The sequence below is a fragment of the Rickettsia felis URRWXCal2 genome, assembly GCA_000012145.1.
Taxonomy (GTDB): Bacteria; Pseudomonadota; Alphaproteobacteria; order Rickettsiales; family Rickettsiaceae; genus Rickettsia; species Rickettsia felis.
In genome coordinates this window covers 1010678-1026311 of record CP000053.1, presented here as the reverse complement: position 1 = coordinate 1026311, position 15634 = coordinate 1010678, and the positions used below count along the sequence as shown (strand labels likewise).

Here is a 15634-nt window from a genome sequence, read left to right as displayed (position 1 = left end):
TTTAGTTCCAAGTATAATAATTATTTGAATAAAATTATACTTTCATAAGGTGCTTCTATAAAGGTGAAAGCTATTTACTAAGGTAAAGCCAATCTTTACATATATATGGCTAATTCTCTCTGTTGAGTATAAATAAATAGTTTTAATATCCATATCGTGTGCTAAACTAATTATTTTCAATATAATAGTTCTCCCTAAGCCTTGTAATCTAAATTGTTTTTGAACTGTTACAAAAGATAGAACTGCATTATTATCGTAAATGCTCAACATCGAAGTAGCTACAGGAATATTTTTCCAATATAGTAAAAAAAACTTAGAATTTTTTAGAGCTGATATTGTTTTTATAAATAAAAACAATATTTTATGCTCTTTGTTAATTGCATTTGCAAGTACTTTAGTCCACAAATATATGTCTTGGGTCTCCAGGAACATTGGATCATTGTCATTTTGATAACAGTTTATTTTTTTTATATTATATGTTTCAAATTTTATTTCTAAAAGATTACCTTCTGATTGCAGATAATTAGAATTAATATTACATGTATTATATAAAAAAAATGGGTTATCTCCATAAAATGCTATTATCTCTTGTAATATAGATTCAGAATTTATATCCCAACATAGATTACATCTATGTAGTTTATGTGGAGATTTAAGGGCTACTAAACCTTTGTCACAGATAGCTTGCCACCCATGTAATTTTATTTTATTCCAATCCTTTAAATAGTATAATTTTATTGTTGTCATATGTTTGAATTATATTATATAAAAAGCTTTGGGAGTCCTTAATTTAAGTTAAGAAATTTTAATCATTATAGTTAATATATAATAAGTATGGTTTTATGCAAGTTATTAATAATTACTTAGAATCATGTTGTTATTCTGAAAAGCTATTAGGTAAAATCTCGTTATTGAATAAAAGAAATATTGCGTTAGATTATTCTAAAATAAAACAAGCTATTTATTATGCTAAAAAATATCATGGTAATCAAAAAAGAAAATCAGGAGAACCTTACTACTCTCATCCTCTTGAAGTTGCATATATAATACTAGACTGGTCTCTAGATTCAGATGTAATAATAGCTGCATTATTACATGATACTGTAGAAGATACGGAGTTCACCTTAGAAAAAATTACATTTCTCTTTAATCATAATATCTCTCAACTCGTATCTAAGGTTACAAAGCTCAATGATTCAATTAATATTTATCGATTGACAGAAGAAGAAATCATATTAAAACTTACCTCTGGCAAACAATCCCAAAAAGCGATCTTGATTAAGCTAGTAGATAGATTACATAACTTGCGCACAATAAAGTATATGCCACCTCTAAAGCAAATAAAAAAGGCTAAGGAAACACTTAGAATTTATGTACCTCTTGCAAAATATTTAGGTATAAAAGCGATAGAGCAGGAATTAATAGAGCTTGCTGTTAGTATACTGCAACATCATTAGAGATAAGAGAATGCGTAGCTATTCGTTTTTTAGACTATGGGAGTGTTGAGAAATGGGCTCTGTCGCATCTATTGCAAAGTATGATGATATGTGTTATATAGAGTTAAAAAAATAGTAACATGCCCTACCGAATATCACTAAAGCACCTGAGACATTTTAAAGGATTTTGTTCATCTCCTGAAATAATAATGTTATTTGTGTATATGAAGTGTAGATTTTCGTTAAGTTACAGAGAATTAGAGGAGATAGCAAGTATCAGAGGAGCTAAAATAGATCACGCTACTCTTCAAAGATGGTTAATTAAGTTTTCTCCTTGGCATCGTCAAGTTAAGTAAAATAGTATGCCAAAGAGCTATATTGTTAGATTTCAGGCAGCAAGAAGTCTTTGAGTAGCTTCGTCCCAAATGGATTTAGCGGATGCAAATGCGATTCTTTGTTCGGGGGCTGTTTTAGTGTATCTTCCAACATTTACAGCAAATATATTTCTGACTTTTCCCATCAGTGATAATGTACATTGTGAAAAATTAGGATGCTTAAACTGGTTTTGTTCGGAAGGGTATTAAAAGCATCTATAAAGTATAGAGGGAATAGTATATGATATTCTGGAATAGATAAGTTATAAATTAAAAATGCCATACAAAGAAAGAACAAAAACAGGTTTGCCAAGAAAAATAGATAAGCCGAGATATAAAATAACCAATTGGTCACAATATAACGATAGTTTAAGAAAAAGAGGGATGGTCAGCCTGTATTTCCCTGAAGGTGATTTAGAGTCTTTGTTCATTAATGCCCAACCTTACGTAGAGGGAGAATCTGGGAGGGCAACGACATACCAAGTACCATATATACAACTAATTTATACATTATATCGTTTATTTGGTTTTGGGCAGCGTCAAATAACAGGTTACTTTGAGGATCTATGGCGGGGCAAGGGTCTTGAGATTCCAGTACCAAGTTTTGGTCATCTATGTGATTTATTTTCACAGATACCATTAGAGGTCAAACAGTTTTGCAATAAACTTGCTGGTCGTATCAAGAATGGCGAAGCTATATCTCTGATACTAGATAGCACAGGTCTTAGATTTAATACAGCTAGTAACTGGTATGCAACGAAATACAATAAAGTCTGTAAGAATAAGCCATGGCAGAAGATGCATATTTCTATAGATCCTGCAATGAATATTCATAATGTTGAGATTACTGATTGCCATACTGCTGATATAGAGATGTTAGAGTACTTAATACCAGGGAATATATCAGCAGATAGAGTAATTGCTGATGGTGCTTACTATAGTATTGAAGGAGTTGAGAAATTGAGTAATCGTGGTATTACTCCAGTAATTCCTCCCCCACGTAATGCTAAAATATATGGTCAAGATAACACTATATGGCATGATAAGGTTGTACGTTATATTAGTAAAAAAGTAACATTTATGCATTTTATAAAAAATACTGTTATGGAGTTAGGGCACTAATTGAAGCTCAAATTTCAAGAATTAAGAGATGTATTGGTTCATCTATATTAACTAAAAAAATATCATCACAAAAACGTGAAGCAATTGTTATTACCAATATTATAAATTTATGGAATTCATTTGGTAAGTGTGTTGCAGTCAAAATAGGATAATTACGTCTAAAAGATCACAATACATACCCTTCCGAACAAAGCCCAGTTAACCCAACAGCAATTTGCCATAACTTTCGGTATTAGCGTAGCAACCGTAAGAAACTGGGAACAAGGAAGAAGATTACCTACAGGAGCTGCAAAATTACTTCTTAAAATCATTGAGAAAGAACCGAATATTGTAAAACGAGTTTTGCGAGGGTAAAATCAGTCTTGAGTAATTTCAGCAAGTCTAGTAAACAGAGCATCAATCATATCCCAGCCTTTTTTTTGAATAGTGAGTAAAGAAGAATCATTAATATTTATTTGTTTTAATAAATCTATTCCCATTTGTTCATGTTCGGGATCAAGATGCATATGTGTTTTGAAATGTTTTGCTGACTTATGATTTAAAAATATTGATCCTAGTTTTTCATAGAATATAGTAGCACAAGACTCTATTACTAAATGGATAAGAACAGCTCGCTCACTATCTCCAAGAGTCATCATTTTTAGTGTAAACCAAGAACCTAAGGCCTCAAAAATAGAATCTGTAGTTTCTTCACCATTTTCTAGATTTTGGGATAATTCTATATTATGTCCAAATTCATCGGTAAGATGCTCCCATGCAAGTTGTTTAAATTCTTTTGTTTCAGAAAACACTACTCTTGCTAATACCATTTTTTGAAATTCGTCTGACCAAATCCGAAAATGTTTAAGAAATTTATTTTTTCGTAGGGTACTATCTAAGTTAATTTCAAATAGTTTGTTTTTTCTGAATTGCTCTTTATATTGTTCATTATCCGAAATTAGACGATCTATTAAATCCATATAAGTAATATCAATATTATCTAAATCATATTAATATTAACCTAGGACTACTGTCACTAATTATTAATTATTTACTTACCAATTTTAAAAACCATATGTGTATTTATAGATGAATATAAATTGTAAGATTATAATTTGTATGCAGTAAATATATAAAATATTTCGGCTTATCCATTTTAAATTTATCGGTATTTTTTGTGAGTAATCTTTTAGTATCATTAATGTATAGGTAATCATTAAGAAGATGAGATCTAAAATTAACTCAGTATTTGAAAAATTAAACTCATTAAAGGAAATTGCAAGAGTAAAAAGAGTTGAATGCACGAAAGAAGCAAAAATTGCTATAAAGCAGCAAAGTTTTAGATTTGTCTGCTCATGTTTTGAAATAAATCCAAGTATCATTATAGCAATTACAAGAGTCCCGTAATCAATCAAAGCCCAGCTAATATACCATAATATTACCATTATAATTACATGACAATAACCGCTATAGAGAAAGTGAGTTAAAGAATTACGAAAATAATAAATATACCATTGCCCTAAATAGATAGAGATTAGAATATTTGTAGTAAGAAACTGTTTAAATAGTACAGTAGTATATATTTGTAATAAAACACCGAATATTATTATATGTGTTTTTGGCTTATCATGAAAATTATAACCGGCAAAAAAGCAAAATATCGGCATAGCTGTGCGACCTATAATTCGCATAATAGTTAATTCAGGATATAGATATAAACCCACATGATCAATAATCATGGCTATAATAGCTAAGGTTTTTAGCAAATCCTGATAATTTGATTGGTGCTTATTTCTTGTTATTATCATAATTTACCACTTTTAATAAATATGCCGTGCCGAAAAATGCTCCCATTCCAACTGCAATTGTACCCCCTAGCATGCAAACTTTAATCAATAAATATTCCGAATAAAAATATTCTAAATAATAATATTTTATTAAAGCAATGATGATAGACATTATTATGCAGCATAACAAAATTTTACCACAGAAAAGCTTTATACCTGCTTCTATATGTAGCTTATTTTGTTTTGTAGTATAGCTATATAATAAACCTAGATTATACCAAGCTGCAATAGATGTACCAACTGCAATACCAATATGTTTCAATGAATCCATTAATAATAGATTCATACCGGTATTAATTATTATTGAAAATAAGGTTATTTTGAGCGGTGTTTTAGTATCTCCGTTAGCATAAAAAATAGGAGTTAAAATTTTTGCCAAAATAAAAGCAGGAAGTCCGAGTGCAAATGCAGAAATAGCCTCGGCTGTATTTGTAGTATCTTGGCTCGTGAATACTCCCCTTTCATAAATTATATTAATAATCGGATGAGATAGAATTATAATACCAAATGTTGCAGGCAATGATAACAATAGTCCCATTCTAATAGCGTTATTCTGTATTTTTTTTGCAGCTACTATATCATTTGATTTATAGATTTTTGACAGTTCAGGTAGCAATATAGTAGAGAAGCTAGTACCTATTATCGATAAAGGAAATTGATATATCCGGTCGGCATAAGATAATATAGAAATAGCACCTTCAATAAAGCTAGCAATAGATTGAGATATGAAAAGATTTAATTGTTGTACGCCGGAGCTAATGGTTGCCGGTCCCATATTAATCAAAAGCTTTTTTACATCGGGATCGCTTGGGTTAAAAATTATCGGAAAGTTTAAATCCGCTCTTTTCACACAGACAAACATAAAAGAAACTTGTAATATTCCGGCAATTATTAAAGATAAGCTAATTGAGATAGTAGACTCTATATAATTATCAAATGTTAAAGTAAAAATTATTACGCATACACTTAAAATAACCGGTGAAAAAGCAAATGCAGCGAATTTTTTTACAGAGTTTAATATTCCGCCAAGTAGAGCCGTTAATGAAACAAATATTAAATAAGGTATTGTAATTCGGCATAAAAATACCGTAAGCTCAAATTTTTCTTTTTTACCGTGAAATCCAGGTGCAATAAACAGCATTAATTGTGGCATGAAGATTTGCATTAATGCTATTATTACTATTAATGTCAGAAGTAGAAGGGTAAAAACCTCGCCTGAAAAATTATTAGCGGCTTTCTTAGAAATAAGCATTTTTTCATTATAAATAGGAATGAATACGCTTGATAATGCTCCTTCTGCAAAAATTCTTCTAAATAGATTCGGTAGTTTAAAAGCAACATTAATACTATCACCCATAGGGGTAGAACCAAATAATGATGCGATAAATTGTTCACGCACAAGCCCGAATATGCGAGAAATTAATGTGAAAAAAGCTACTACGACCCCTGAACGAAATAATCGACTTCCTGCATAACTTGCTTCTAAAGGTAATTTGTGCGTCAATCCGGTACTCGCATCCTCACGTACTAAAGTGTACGCTGCGGTGGCATGTGCTTCCGTGTTTCTTTCAAATTCCTCTTTATTAGCTACGTTATACAAGAAGTCGGTCACTGTTTTATTAATATTACTGTTTTTATAGATACGTTATTGTAAGGATATATTGCTTATGCGAATTGGTTTTATCGTCTGAGCTACGGAAAAATTGAAAATTATGTACGTACGCAATCTCAGGATACTTGACAAGATTGCCACGCAGCCTACAGCTGCTCGCAATGACGACTTGAAAGCCATGAATTCTTGTCCTAGCTAGCCCTATCTATTCCTTCATTGATTAAAGCGTTTGCTTTTGCTTTATTTTCCCATCCGGTAACTTTAACCCATTTACCTTTTTCTAAATCTTTATAATGCTCAAAGAAATGCACGATACGTTTCTTTAGCATTTCACATAAATCATCTAATTCTTTAATATGATCGAAAGTAATATCGAGTTTAGAAGTCGGTACTGCGATTATTTTTTCATCAAGCCCCGATTCGTCTTCCATCATCAATACGCCGACTGCTCGGCATTTTATAACCGACCCAGGCACTACCGGATGATGAGCTACGACAAGTACGTCTACCGGATCACCGTCATTTGAAAGAGTATGAGGAATAAAGCCGTAATTACAAGGATAGCTCATGGTAGTTTGCATAAAGCGATCAACAAAAACCGCTCCTGATTCTTTGTCAAATTCGTATTTGATTGGACCGATATTCATCGGAATTTCGATAATTACGTTTATTTCGTCATTATTTGCTTTTGCTTTGATTTTATCTATAAACATGTTTTTTATTTTGTTTTTGTCATGCCGTGGCTTGACCACGGCATCCAGTTAAAAATATTTAAACAACCTGTAATTTAAGTTGTTTTTATGGATACCGTGGTCAAGCCACGGTATGACACCGAGTGCTTTAACTCGGAGGTCTGTAATTCTCATCATGCTTTGCAAGTAATTGTCTTGCTATAAATTTTCCGTCCGATAATTGCCCTATGGCAATAATTCCTTGTCCTTCACGAAATAGAGCAGGGAGTACACCTTGGTATAATATTTCTAAATCCCTAATATTATCGGTAATAACAAAACTTATCTTATCAGCAGCAATTTTATTTATTGAGTCTATTTTAACAAGCCCGCCGACTCTTAACTCTTTGCCTTGTTCTATTTCATTAATTTTTGACGGCGGCAAAAAAAATACTATATTTTTCTCTAAATTGTAAAGTACTATACTAATTCCAAGAGCTGCAGAGCAGAAACAAATAATTATTGTTATTAATCTATTTCTTACTCTCTTTTGCATTTTTCAACTAATTTGTAATTTAAGAAGCTTAAGCCTAGTAATATTGCTAAAACTAAAAAAGTAAATAAATATGCAGTTAATATATAGTTACTCATTAATTGCCTTTCAAAAACTCCATAATTTCCTTAGGTGAAGAATCTAAATAGAAATGTTTCAGATATTTTCCGTTTGCATCGATTAAATAGGTAAAAGATGAATGATCAAGCATATAGTTCGGGTCGTCATCATCACCATTTACACGAGCATAGAAAACTTTAAATTTATCGGTTACACCTTTTATTTGCTGCTCGTTACCGGTAAGACCTATAAATTTCGGATGAAAATGTTTTAGATATTCTTTAAGTACTATAGGAGTATCACGTTTTGGGTCAATAGTGATAAAAACAGGTAGAATATCTATTTTATGTTTATTTAAAATTTCTACAATCTCCGTCATTTTATTTAGAGAAGTTGGGCATATATCAGGACAACTAGTAAATCCAAAATAAATGAGGCTTAAATTGCCTTTCAACTCATCACTATTAAATATCTCTCCATTTTGGTCTATTAGTTCAAAATCACCGCCGATTTTTACGTTATCTTCATAGATATTAACTTGACCGGCAAGCGGTTTTTCAGGCGTTCTTAAAGATAACAACAAATATAATGCTCCTACTCCTATTAATAAGCTAATTACGATAATTATTTTTATAACATTTGATTGCATTTTCATAATATATTACCTATTTCTTCGTTGTCCACCATTGTCACCCCGTGGCTTGTCCACGGGGTCTAGTTAAAAATATCAATATTATTGATATTTTTAGTTGTTTTACTGGATACCGTGGACAAGCCACGGTATGACACCTTGGCTTCTCTTACACCAATCCTAATTTTTTAGGTATAAAATATTTCACCCAAATATCTATTAACAATTTAGTAATGATAATCGCCGAAAACATTGAAGATATAATCCCGATTGTTAATGCAACGGCAAAACCTTTTATTGCCCCGACTCCGAATATATAAAGTAAAAAAGCAACGATTAAAGTAGTTAGGTTAGAATCAAGGATAGTAGCAAACGCAGATTCAAAACCGGTTCTAATAGCATAAAGATTAGAAACTCCTTTATGCAGCTCCTCTTTAATTCTTTCGTAAATCAATACATTAGCATCAACAGCCATACCCATAGTTAGTATTATTCCTGCAATTCCCGGGAGAGTTAAAGTAGCTTGGAAAAGTGAAAGTAAAGCTAGAATATATAACAATGCAAGGCTTAGAGCTATATTGGCAAATAAACCAAGTACACCGTAAGACCAAACCATAAATATACAAACTGCTATAAACCCTATAAGTCCTGCCTTTTTGCCCGACTCTATAGAATCAGCACCTAAACTTGGACCTATACTTCTCTCTTCAATAATTTTAAGTGGGGCAGGGAGCGAACCGGCTCGCAATAATAGTGCAAGCTCATTTGCCGACTCAACGGTAAAATTTCCTGTTATTATACCGCTTCCGCCCATAATTGCCCCGTTTATCGTTGGAGCACTTAGTAATTTATTATCTAAAACTATAGCAAGGCGTTTACCGGTATTATTTTTGGTTATTTCACCAAATATTTTACTACCTAAATTGTTGAAAGAAAAAGCAACTACCGCTTGTGAATTTTGGTCAAAAGAAGCTGAAGCGGTTGTAAGCTGATCTCCACCCAAAACAACTTTTTTCTTTATAACTACATAATATTCCCTATGACTTTCGCTATCTCCCTTAACTAGCATTGAACCTACCGGAACATGTCCTTTTACCGCTTCTTCAATATTGGCATTTTCATCAACTAAATGAAAAGTTAGCTTTGCAGTTTTCCCTAATATATTCTTCAGGTAAGAGGGATTTTCTTCGCCGGGAACTTGTAGTAATATATGCTTATCGCCTTGCTTCTGTAGTGTCGGTTCTTTAGTGCCGGTACTATCAACTCTCATGCGAACGATCTCAATAGATTGGTCTACTACCTTATTAAGTAAGTCATTTAATCTAGATTCGCTGTAGCTAAGCTTTATTTTATTTTCGTTTACTTCAGCGATAATTTCCGGATCAATTTTGTTAATTATTTTCTTTAACGGCTTTAATTCCTCAGGCGATCTTACTTCTAATTGAATGCTATTTTGTCTAACTAACAGATTTTTATAGCCGATTTTATCCTCACGAAAATTTTTGCGTAAAGTGTCAGCAAGATTTTCCATTGAATCATTTAAGTAGGTGTCAAAATCAACATCGAGTAATAAATGGGCTCCTCCTCTAAGGTCAAGCCCTAGATTTACTGAATCATGAGGCAGAAACTTAGAATTTACCTGCATGAAATTAGGTAAGGCACAAATAACCGCAAAAACCGTACATATAATTGAAAGAAAAATTTTCCATTTAGGAAGATTTTGCACCGCTTACCTTCTTATCTTTTTTGTTATTTTCTTTTTTTACTGCTACTTCTTTTGTACGACTTGTTATATCAACAATAGCACTTTTTAAAGCTTTAATACGTACGTCTTTAGCTATTTCGATTTCAATATTATTGTCATTTTCACTTACTTTAGTCACAATACCGTAAATGCCGCTATTTGTTAGAACTTCTTCGCCTTTTTTAACTTCACTTACTAATTTCTCTCTTTCTTTGCGTCGTTTTTCTTGCGGACGTAATAATAAGAAGTAAAATACGGCAAAAATTAAAACCATCGGTGTTAAGCTTGTTAACCCCGATTGTAAAGAATTTGTTTCTACAGGCACTACCTCAGTTTCCTGTATCTCTATAGTGTCGTTATTATTTGCTTGATTATCTTGCGTATTTGCTGACATATGTAATTTCCTAATTGTTGCAATAGTCTTCCTGTATAACCTCTTTCTAAAGGTATACGTCAATCCGGTACTCATATCCTCACGTACTTTTTTGTACGTTGGGTGCTGCGTGCCGTGTTTCCTACAAATTTATCCTTATTAGCTACATTATGCAAGAAGTCTAATAAAATAAAAATAGCTAGCTAAACGCTTTTATGCAAGGGTAAAATAAAAATATAAAGTTAATCAAAGGTAATGCATTGTATTTAAATGTATTTAATATTATTATAAGTTATCACAAAACCGATAAATGGCTATTTTTATGACAGTTATAACTACTAGAATTTCTAATGAACTAGATATTATACTTTCTAATGTTGCTAAGGAAATCGATAGACCAAAAGGATATATTATACGTAAAGCAATAGAAAGTTATATAGAAGAAAAAGCAGATTTGTTAATTGCTTTGTCTCGTATAGAAAAAGGGGAAGAAGTAATTTCATTAGAAGATATTAAGAAAAAATATGGTTTGGAAGATTGAATTTACCAAAAGTGCTGATAAAGAATTTAGCAAACTTACAAAAGATGTTAAGAAAGCTATTTATCAGTATCTTATTAAAAATGTATCTATTTCACCTAGAAATCATGGTCTACAGCTCAAAAGTGTCGGTATAATTAAATTATGGCGTTATAGAGTTAGAGACTATAGATTAATATGTCAAATTAAAGATCACGAGGTTACCGTGTTAGTTATAAAAATAGGGAAAAGAGATGCGGTATATAAAAATCTTGACTAACAAAGAATGAGTATTTGGAGCGGGTGAAGGGATTCGAACCCTCGACTTCGACCTTGGCAAGGTAGCACTCTACCCCTGAGCTACACCCGCTTAAATATGAGGGCATCAGTAAATAAATTTTAACCGATAATTTAATTCTTTTTTGCTACAAATTATAAGATTTTTTTGAAATATTGATAATATTCCTTCAAAAATCTTATGAATTTTTGCTAAAAAAGCTCTTTAATTACTAATTAAAATTTATTTACCGATATCCTCTAACAACGGCGTTTTAATGTAAAAAGTTTAAGGGGATCAAAATTAATTACATATAAAACGCCTTAGTGTTTTTTAATCTAAGCGAATCTGAATATAAGTAATTATAAGATAAATTGCAAGTATTAAATTAGAAATTTATTGGCATTGCTAAATAAAGATAGATTATTTAATAAATCAATACCATTGCAAGGAAATTACAAAGTAATTGACTAAGTAATCTAGTTAAAAACTCTGTAAACTAGCATTTTTTTTTAATTATTTTCTTAAATTGATACGCTCCTTTCAGTCGCTCAGCTCATTACGACATTTATCTTTAGTTAGTAATGCTATAAAATCTAATTTTTTTAAATTGACTTTTATTTTTATATAAAACAAGATAGTTCTTTATTAATTTTAACTAATCTGTAAAAAAGCATGTTAAGTTACGCAAAAGAGCAAAAGAGTTTAGCCCGTAATCAAAAAGAAGCAATAGGGCTATTATCGATAGGTACGTTTCTTGAATATTTTGATCTCATGCTTTATGTACACATGGCGGTACTACTTAACGAGCTATTTTTTCCTGAAGCCGATGCACGAGCTGCTTCTCTATATTCTGCCATTGCATATTGTTCAACATATGTATTTAGACCTATTGGTGCTTTAATATTCGGTTGGATAGGAGATACTATAGGTCGTAAGGCAACGGTCATTATTACAACTTTTTTAATGTCGATTTGTTGTCTTATAATGACTAATTTAAAAACTTATGCCGAAATTGGTATTACGGCAACTTTTGTAGTAACTGCGTGTCGCATCGCTCAGGGGATGTCCTCTATGGGGGAGGTAGTAGGTGCCGAGCTTTATCTAACCGAAATGACAAAAATTCCTCAACATTATTGAGTAGTGGCTTCGCTTGTTGTTTTTGTAACTTTAGGTGCAACCGTAGCATTGGCGGTAGGAACACTTGTTACTTCTTTTGGACTTGATTGGCGTATTGCATTTTGGTTTGGAGCAGCTATTGCTATAGTTGGTGCTGTTGCAAGGACAAATCTTAGAGAGACTCCGGATTTCATTGATGCAAAAAGACGAATAAAGAAAACTGTAGCACAAGCGGGAATAGATAGTAATAGGCTAAAATCAAGCCCTATTTGGAGTGAAAAAATTAATAAAACAACGGCAATAGCTTTCTTTTTTATACATTGTGGAGCCCCGTTATGGTTTTATATTGTTTATATTTATTGCGGTAATATGCTAAAAAACTCATTTAATTACAGTGCCGCTCAAGTAATTCATCAAAATTTTATTGTTTGTGGTACAGAATTAATAAGTACAATAATTGTTACTTATTTGGTTTGTAAAATACATCCTTTAAAAGTCCTTAAGGTAAGGTTAATAATATTTTCTATTGTAGCTATTATGTCTCCTATCTTACTAAACAATATTTCAAATACTATAGAATTACTTTTATTCCAATTATTTATTGTAGTATTTGCCCCTACTACTTTTCCGGCAGGTGCAGTGTTTTATGTAAGATTTCCGGTATTAAAACGTTTTACATGCGGCAGTTTTATATTTGCTTTATCAAGAGCTTTAATGTTTGCAGTTTCTTCTTTTGGAACAATTTACTTGATAGATTATTTTAATCACTGGGGATTATTATTCTTTATTATTCCAATTCTAATTGGTTATACATTAGGAGTAAATCATTTTATAAAGTTAGAGGAGGAAGCAGAGAGTTATTATTAGAAAAAGTTTTTTGTCTTTCAAGTTCGATATTAAAAACTTTTAGGCATAATTCAGCAAATTCTCGTTCTAGTTTATAATTTATATTAGCAGTGACTAAAAGAAAATTTATTAAAGTCTCTTCAATAATTTTTCTAGCTTTCTCAGGTGATTTAACTCCCAAAGTTTGCACATTATGAATTTGATCAAATAATTTTATTAATGCTGTATTGTATCTTTTCTCTTTAATTAGTAAGTTTAGGCTTTCTCCGCTACTTATCTTCCCGTAAGATTTAATTCTAGTTAGACCTTCTACGTGTTTTGCTACTTCCGATCCAAAAATTTCGGTAATTGCTTCTTCAGTTAATTCGGTGTCTTCAATAGTATCATGAAGTAAAGTAGCTTGCAGCATAATAACGTTATAAAGCTTAGGTGCTTCTTCAGCTACAAATTCAGCAAGCATAATTGCTACCTCAATTGGGTGCGAATAATAAGGATCGCCTGATTGACGCATTTGAGAACCGTGATATTTACGTGCATAGTAGATACCTTTTTTGATTTCGAGGATATCTATAGGATTTTCTACTTTAGTATTTAAATATTCGAGTTTATCGAGTAATTTTTTACTATAAACACAAATTTCAAACTTTTCTTTCCAAGAGCTTATATCTTCCATAAAAGTTATTTCTTATTTCATTATAATTTGTGGGCTATTAATTAAAAAATTTTAATAATAAATAGCTGCAGATTAAAAATTATTGTTATATAATTTTAAATATTAATCCTAAAGTCAAAATGTAACTATGTCAAACCGTAATAGTTTAGAAGTACAAGAGTATGCACAATCTAGCTCCTTAAATAATACTAATCTAACTGCATCACAGGGTGAGTTAATACTAACTGTTGCAAATTTATTGTTCAAAGACTCGAATATCAATAATAATAATCAGAATATACCAAGAGATAATAATATATCTTATGAGAATAATATTAATAATATTACCGAGTCTGAAAATCAGGATACAAGTTGCGGTATATGTAAATGTCTTGGAGCTATAGCTACTGTTTGCTGTAATGTGTATGTATTTTTATTTGAATAGATATTACACTAAAAAAATATGAGCAAGGCTTAAGAAAGTTAAGAAACCTAGAGCATCGGTTATGGTTGTTAGAAATACGCCGGAGCCTGCAGCGGGGTCTATATCAAAATAATGCAGTATTATAGGAATAGCAGAGCCGAATAATCCAGCTACTAAAAAATTTAAAATAACTGCAATAGCAAAAATAACGCTGAGATTTAAGTCAAGCAACATCACAAAGCTAAGTCCTGCTCCGATAATTGCAAGTACAAAACCGTTAAAAGCCGATACGGCTATTTCTTTTAATATAACTTTATTGACATTATTATAATGAATATCTTTATTAGCAAGGGCTCTAACCGTAACGGTCATGGCCTGTGTTCCGGCATTTCCGCCCATTGAAGCTACAATAGGCATAGTGGCTGCAAGCGTTACAAGTTTTGCAATAGTGTCGTTAAAATGGTTAATGATAAGTGAGGTCATGCAGGCAGTGATTAGATTAACAAAGAGCCAAGGAAAACGATGTTTAACGGTATAAAATACATTGAAGAAAGTATCTTGAGTGTGTACCCCGCTTAATGATAATACATCTTTTCCGGCTTGTTCTTCGATAATATAAATTATATTATCGATTGATACACTACCTACTAACTTACCGCTTTTATTTACTACCGGTACAATAGTTAAAGCATATTGTCTAAAAATGAAGCTTAGTTCATTTAAGTCGGTAAAAGCATCTGCAAGCTTAAAATCTTTGCTCATCAAATCTTTTATTAATTCATTTTTTTTGCCTTTAATTAGTGTGCTAAGAGAAATAATACCGATAGGGCGTAATTTATTATCTGTAACGATTGCCGCATAAAAGTCATTCTTTACGTTTTTGATAAAATTTAATGATTCCTCGACCGTCCATCCTTCTTGAAGATTAATAAAATCTCGCTCAATTACCCTACCTACCGTATTTTCGGGATATGTACAACCTACGGTAATTTGGTGTTTTTTTTCTTTAGTAAGATTACTTAGAATAAGATCTTTTATATCATCGTCTAGATCGATTACTACTTCAATAGCATCTTCTATAACTAGCTTATTGATTAATTCTGCAGATTTTTTTATGCCTAAAGTTTCTATTATTAAAGGCTTACTATAAGCATTTAACGATACTAACGTTTCAGGCTTAATTTCATCCTGTAATAAAGGAATAATTATTTTATATGTTTTATTGTTAAGATTATCTAAGAAATCAGCTAAATCGGCATAATGAAGTTTGGCCAGCCTACTTGCAGCAGCATCATAATTGTGATCTTCAATCAGATCATTAATTTGATCAAAAATCTCGGCAAATTGATCATGATGATCAGGTAAGATGCTTTTAAATATATTGAAATTAGGCATGG

Annotated in this window: 18 protein-coding genes, 1 tRNA gene and 2 pseudogenes; 9 read left to right on the top strand and 12 right to left on the bottom strand. The window is 31.6% G+C overall.

Annotated features, from left to right (window positions below):
* Positions 1–42: 42 nt before the first annotated feature.
* The gene (locus RF_RS05195; protein WP_011271291.1) at positions 43–747 is read right to left on the bottom strand and encodes a GNAT family N-acetyltransferase; all 705 of its coding nucleotides are present in this window, start codon (positions 745–747) and stop codon (positions 43–45) included.
* A gap of 95 nt (positions 748–842) precedes the next feature.
* On the opposite strand from RF_RS05195, the gene RF_RS05190 reads away from it, so the two are divergent.
* The 4 genes and pseudogenes from RF_RS05190 to RF_RS09990 all read left to right on the top strand — a co-directional run.
* Complete coding sequence (locus RF_RS05190) at positions 843–1457, top strand: HD domain-containing protein (RefSeq protein WP_011271290.1); 615 nt, start codon at positions 843–845, stop codon at positions 1455–1457.
* Positions 1458–1576: 119 nt separating this feature from the next.
* Positions 1577–1771, top strand: a pseudogene (locus tag RF_RS09150) (IS6 family transposase); the annotation flags it as partial.
* Between the two features lie 315 nt (positions 1772–2086).
* Entirely contained in the window at positions 2087–2932 is an 846-nt protein-coding gene (locus tag RF_RS05180) for a transposase (RefSeq protein WP_011270718.1), read from the top strand.
* Between the two features lie 189 nt (positions 2933–3121).
* A pseudogene (locus tag RF_RS09990) lies at positions 3122–3286 on the top strand (helix-turn-helix domain-containing protein); the annotation flags it as partial.
* A 2-nt stretch (positions 3287–3288) separates the two neighbouring features.
* On the opposite strand, the gene RF_RS05175 reads toward RF_RS09990, so the two are convergent.
* The 8 genes from RF_RS05175 to yajC form a co-directional block, all read right to left on the bottom strand.
* The gene (locus tag RF_RS05175) at positions 3289–3891 is read right to left on the bottom strand and encodes a hypothetical protein (protein ID WP_011271288.1); all 603 of its coding nucleotides are present in this window, start codon (positions 3889–3891) and stop codon (positions 3289–3291) included.
* Between the two features lie 84 nt (positions 3892–3975).
* A complete protein-coding gene (locus RF_RS05170; protein WP_011271287.1) occupies positions 3976–4719 on the bottom strand; it encodes a TraX family protein in 744 nt (247 codons plus the stop codon).
* Positions 4700–6262, bottom strand: a complete 1563-nt coding sequence (gene murJ / locus RF_RS05165) for a murein biosynthesis integral membrane protein MurJ (protein WP_410525683.1) — start codon at positions 6260–6262, stop codon at positions 4700–4702. Before murJ ends, RF_RS05170 begins: the two co-directional genes overlap by 20 nt.
* A gap of 299 nt (positions 6263–6561) precedes the next feature.
* Complete coding sequence (gene ppa, locus RF_RS05160; RefSeq protein WP_011271285.1) at positions 6562–7083, bottom strand: inorganic diphosphatase; 522 nt, start codon at positions 7081–7083, stop codon at positions 6562–6564.
* Positions 7084–7210: 127 nt separating this feature from the next.
* Positions 7211–7597 carry a cytochrome c maturation protein CcmE gene (gene ccmE, locus RF_RS05155; protein WP_011271284.1) on the bottom strand — a complete coding sequence of 129 codons (387 nt, stop codon included), beginning with the start codon at positions 7595–7597 and terminating at the stop codon, positions 7211–7213.
* A 94-nt stretch (positions 7598–7691) separates the two neighbouring features.
* Positions 7692–8309 (bottom strand): SCO family protein, encoded by a 618-nt coding sequence (locus RF_RS05150; protein ID WP_011271283.1) that lies wholly within the window; start codon positions 8307–8309, stop codon positions 7692–7694.
* Between the two features lie 145 nt (positions 8310–8454).
* The gene (secD, locus tag RF_RS05145; RefSeq protein ID WP_011271282.1) at positions 8455–10011 is read right to left on the bottom strand and encodes a protein translocase subunit SecD; all 1557 of its coding nucleotides are present in this window, start codon (positions 10009–10011) and stop codon (positions 8455–8457) included.
* Positions 9995–10423: a preprotein translocase subunit YajC gene (gene yajC, locus RF_RS05140; protein ID WP_039595119.1), complete on the bottom strand. Its 429-nt coding sequence runs from the start codon at positions 10421–10423 to the stop codon at positions 9995–9997. The genes secD and yajC overlap by 17 nt, the downstream gene beginning before the upstream one ends.
* Before the next feature lie 289 nt (positions 10424–10712).
* Here yajC and RF_RS05135 point away from each other — a divergent pair, with 289 nt between their 5' ends.
* On the top strand, positions 10713–10943 hold the full coding sequence (locus RF_RS05135) for a DUF6290 family protein (RefSeq protein WP_011271280.1): 231 nt from the start codon (positions 10713–10715) through the stop codon (positions 10941–10943).
* Positions 10927–11199, top strand: coding sequence for a type II toxin-antitoxin system RelE family toxin (locus RF_RS05130; protein WP_011271279.1), 273 nt, complete (start codon positions 10927–10929; stop codon positions 11197–11199). The genes RF_RS05135 and RF_RS05130 overlap by 17 nt, the downstream gene beginning before the upstream one ends.
* A 15-nt stretch (positions 11200–11214) precedes the next feature.
* On the opposite strand, the gene RF_RS05125 is transcribed toward RF_RS05130, so the two are convergent.
* A tRNA-Gly gene (locus RF_RS05125) sits at positions 11215–11289 on the bottom strand.
* A 582-nt stretch (positions 11290–11871) separates the two neighbouring features.
* On the opposite strand from RF_RS05125, the gene RF_RS11560 reads away from it, so the two are divergent.
* Both RF_RS11560 and RF_RS11555 read left to right on the top strand, forming a co-directional pair.
* Complete coding sequence (locus RF_RS11560; RefSeq protein ID WP_011271278.1) at positions 11872–12336, top strand: MFS transporter; 465 nt, start codon at positions 11872–11874, stop codon at positions 12334–12336.
* A 3-nt stretch (positions 12337–12339) separates the two neighbouring features.
* Positions 12340–13182 carry an MFS transporter gene (locus tag RF_RS11555; RefSeq protein ID WP_011271277.1) on the top strand — a complete coding sequence of 281 codons (843 nt, stop codon included), beginning with the start codon at positions 12340–12342 and terminating at the stop codon, positions 13180–13182.
* On the opposite strand, the gene RF_RS05115 is transcribed toward RF_RS11555, so the two are convergent.
* Entirely contained in the window at positions 13145–13834 is a 690-nt protein-coding gene (locus RF_RS05115; RefSeq protein ID WP_011271276.1) for an HD domain-containing protein, read from the bottom strand. The two genes, RF_RS11555 and RF_RS05115, sit on opposite strands and share 38 nt — an antisense overlap.
* A gap of 127 nt (positions 13835–13961) precedes the next feature.
* On the opposite strand from RF_RS05115, the gene RF_RS05110 reads away from it, so the two are divergent.
* Positions 13962–14258, top strand: a complete 297-nt coding sequence (locus RF_RS05110; RefSeq protein WP_011271275.1) for a hypothetical protein — start codon at positions 13962–13964, stop codon at positions 14256–14258.
* Positions 14259–14261: 3 nt separating this feature from the next.
* On the opposite strand, the gene mgtE is transcribed toward RF_RS05110, so the two are convergent.
* On the bottom strand, positions 14262–15632 hold the full coding sequence (gene mgtE / locus RF_RS05105) for a magnesium transporter (RefSeq protein ID WP_011271274.1): 1371 nt from the start codon (positions 15630–15632) through the stop codon (positions 14262–14264).
* Positions 15633–15634 lie beyond the last annotated feature (2 nt).

What these genes read in the sequence shown, in the direction of transcription:
- RF_RS05195 (WP_011271291.1), bottom strand. Translation starts at nt 747, where the DNA reads ATGACAACAATAAAATTATACTATTTAAAGGATTGGAATAAAATAAAA.
- RF_RS05190 (WP_011271290.1), top strand. Translation starts at nt 843, where the DNA reads ATGCAAGTTATTAATAATTACTTAGAATCATGTTGTTATTCTGAAAAG.
- RF_RS05180 (WP_011270718.1), top strand. Translation starts at nt 2,087, where the DNA reads ATGCCATACAAAGAAAGAACAAAAACAGGTTTGCCAAGAAAAATAGAT.
- RF_RS05175 (WP_011271288.1), bottom strand. Translation starts at nt 3,891, where the DNA reads ATGGATTTAATAGATCGTCTAATTTCGGATAATGAACAATATAAAGAG.
- RF_RS05170 (WP_011271287.1), bottom strand. Translation starts at nt 4,719, where the DNA reads ATGATAATAACAAGAAATAAGCACCAATCAAATTATCAGGATTTGCTA.
- ppa (WP_011271285.1), bottom strand. Translation starts at nt 7,083, where the DNA reads ATGTTTATAGATAAAATCAAAGCAAAAGCAAATAATGACGAAATAAAC.
- ccmE (WP_011271284.1), bottom strand. Translation starts at nt 7,597, where the DNA reads ATGCAAAAGAGAGTAAGAAATAGATTAATAACAATAATTATTTGTTTC.
- RF_RS05150 (WP_011271283.1), bottom strand. Translation starts at nt 8,309, where the DNA reads ATGAAAATGCAATCAAATGTTATAAAAATAATTATCGTAATTAGCTTA.
- yajC (WP_039595119.1), bottom strand. Translation starts at nt 10,423, where the DNA reads ATGTCAGCAAATACGCAAGATAATCAAGCAAATAATAACGACACTATA.
- RF_RS05135 (WP_011271280.1), top strand. Translation starts at nt 10,713, where the DNA reads ATGGCTATTTTTATGACAGTTATAACTACTAGAATTTCTAATGAACTA.
- RF_RS05130 (WP_011271279.1), top strand. Translation starts at nt 10,927, where the DNA reads ATGGTTTGGAAGATTGAATTTACCAAAAGTGCTGATAAAGAATTTAGC.
- RF_RS11560 (WP_011271278.1), top strand. Translation starts at nt 11,872, where the DNA reads ATGTTAAGTTACGCAAAAGAGCAAAAGAGTTTAGCCCGTAATCAAAAA.
- RF_RS05115 (WP_011271276.1), bottom strand. Translation starts at nt 13,834, where the DNA reads ATGGAAGATATAAGCTCTTGGAAAGAAAAGTTTGAAATTTGTGTTTAT.
- RF_RS05110 (WP_011271275.1), top strand. Translation starts at nt 13,962, where the DNA reads ATGTCAAACCGTAATAGTTTAGAAGTACAAGAGTATGCACAATCTAGC.
- mgtE (WP_011271274.1), bottom strand. Translation starts at nt 15,632, where the DNA reads ATGCCTAATTTCAATATATTTAAAAGCATCTTACCTGATCATCATGAT.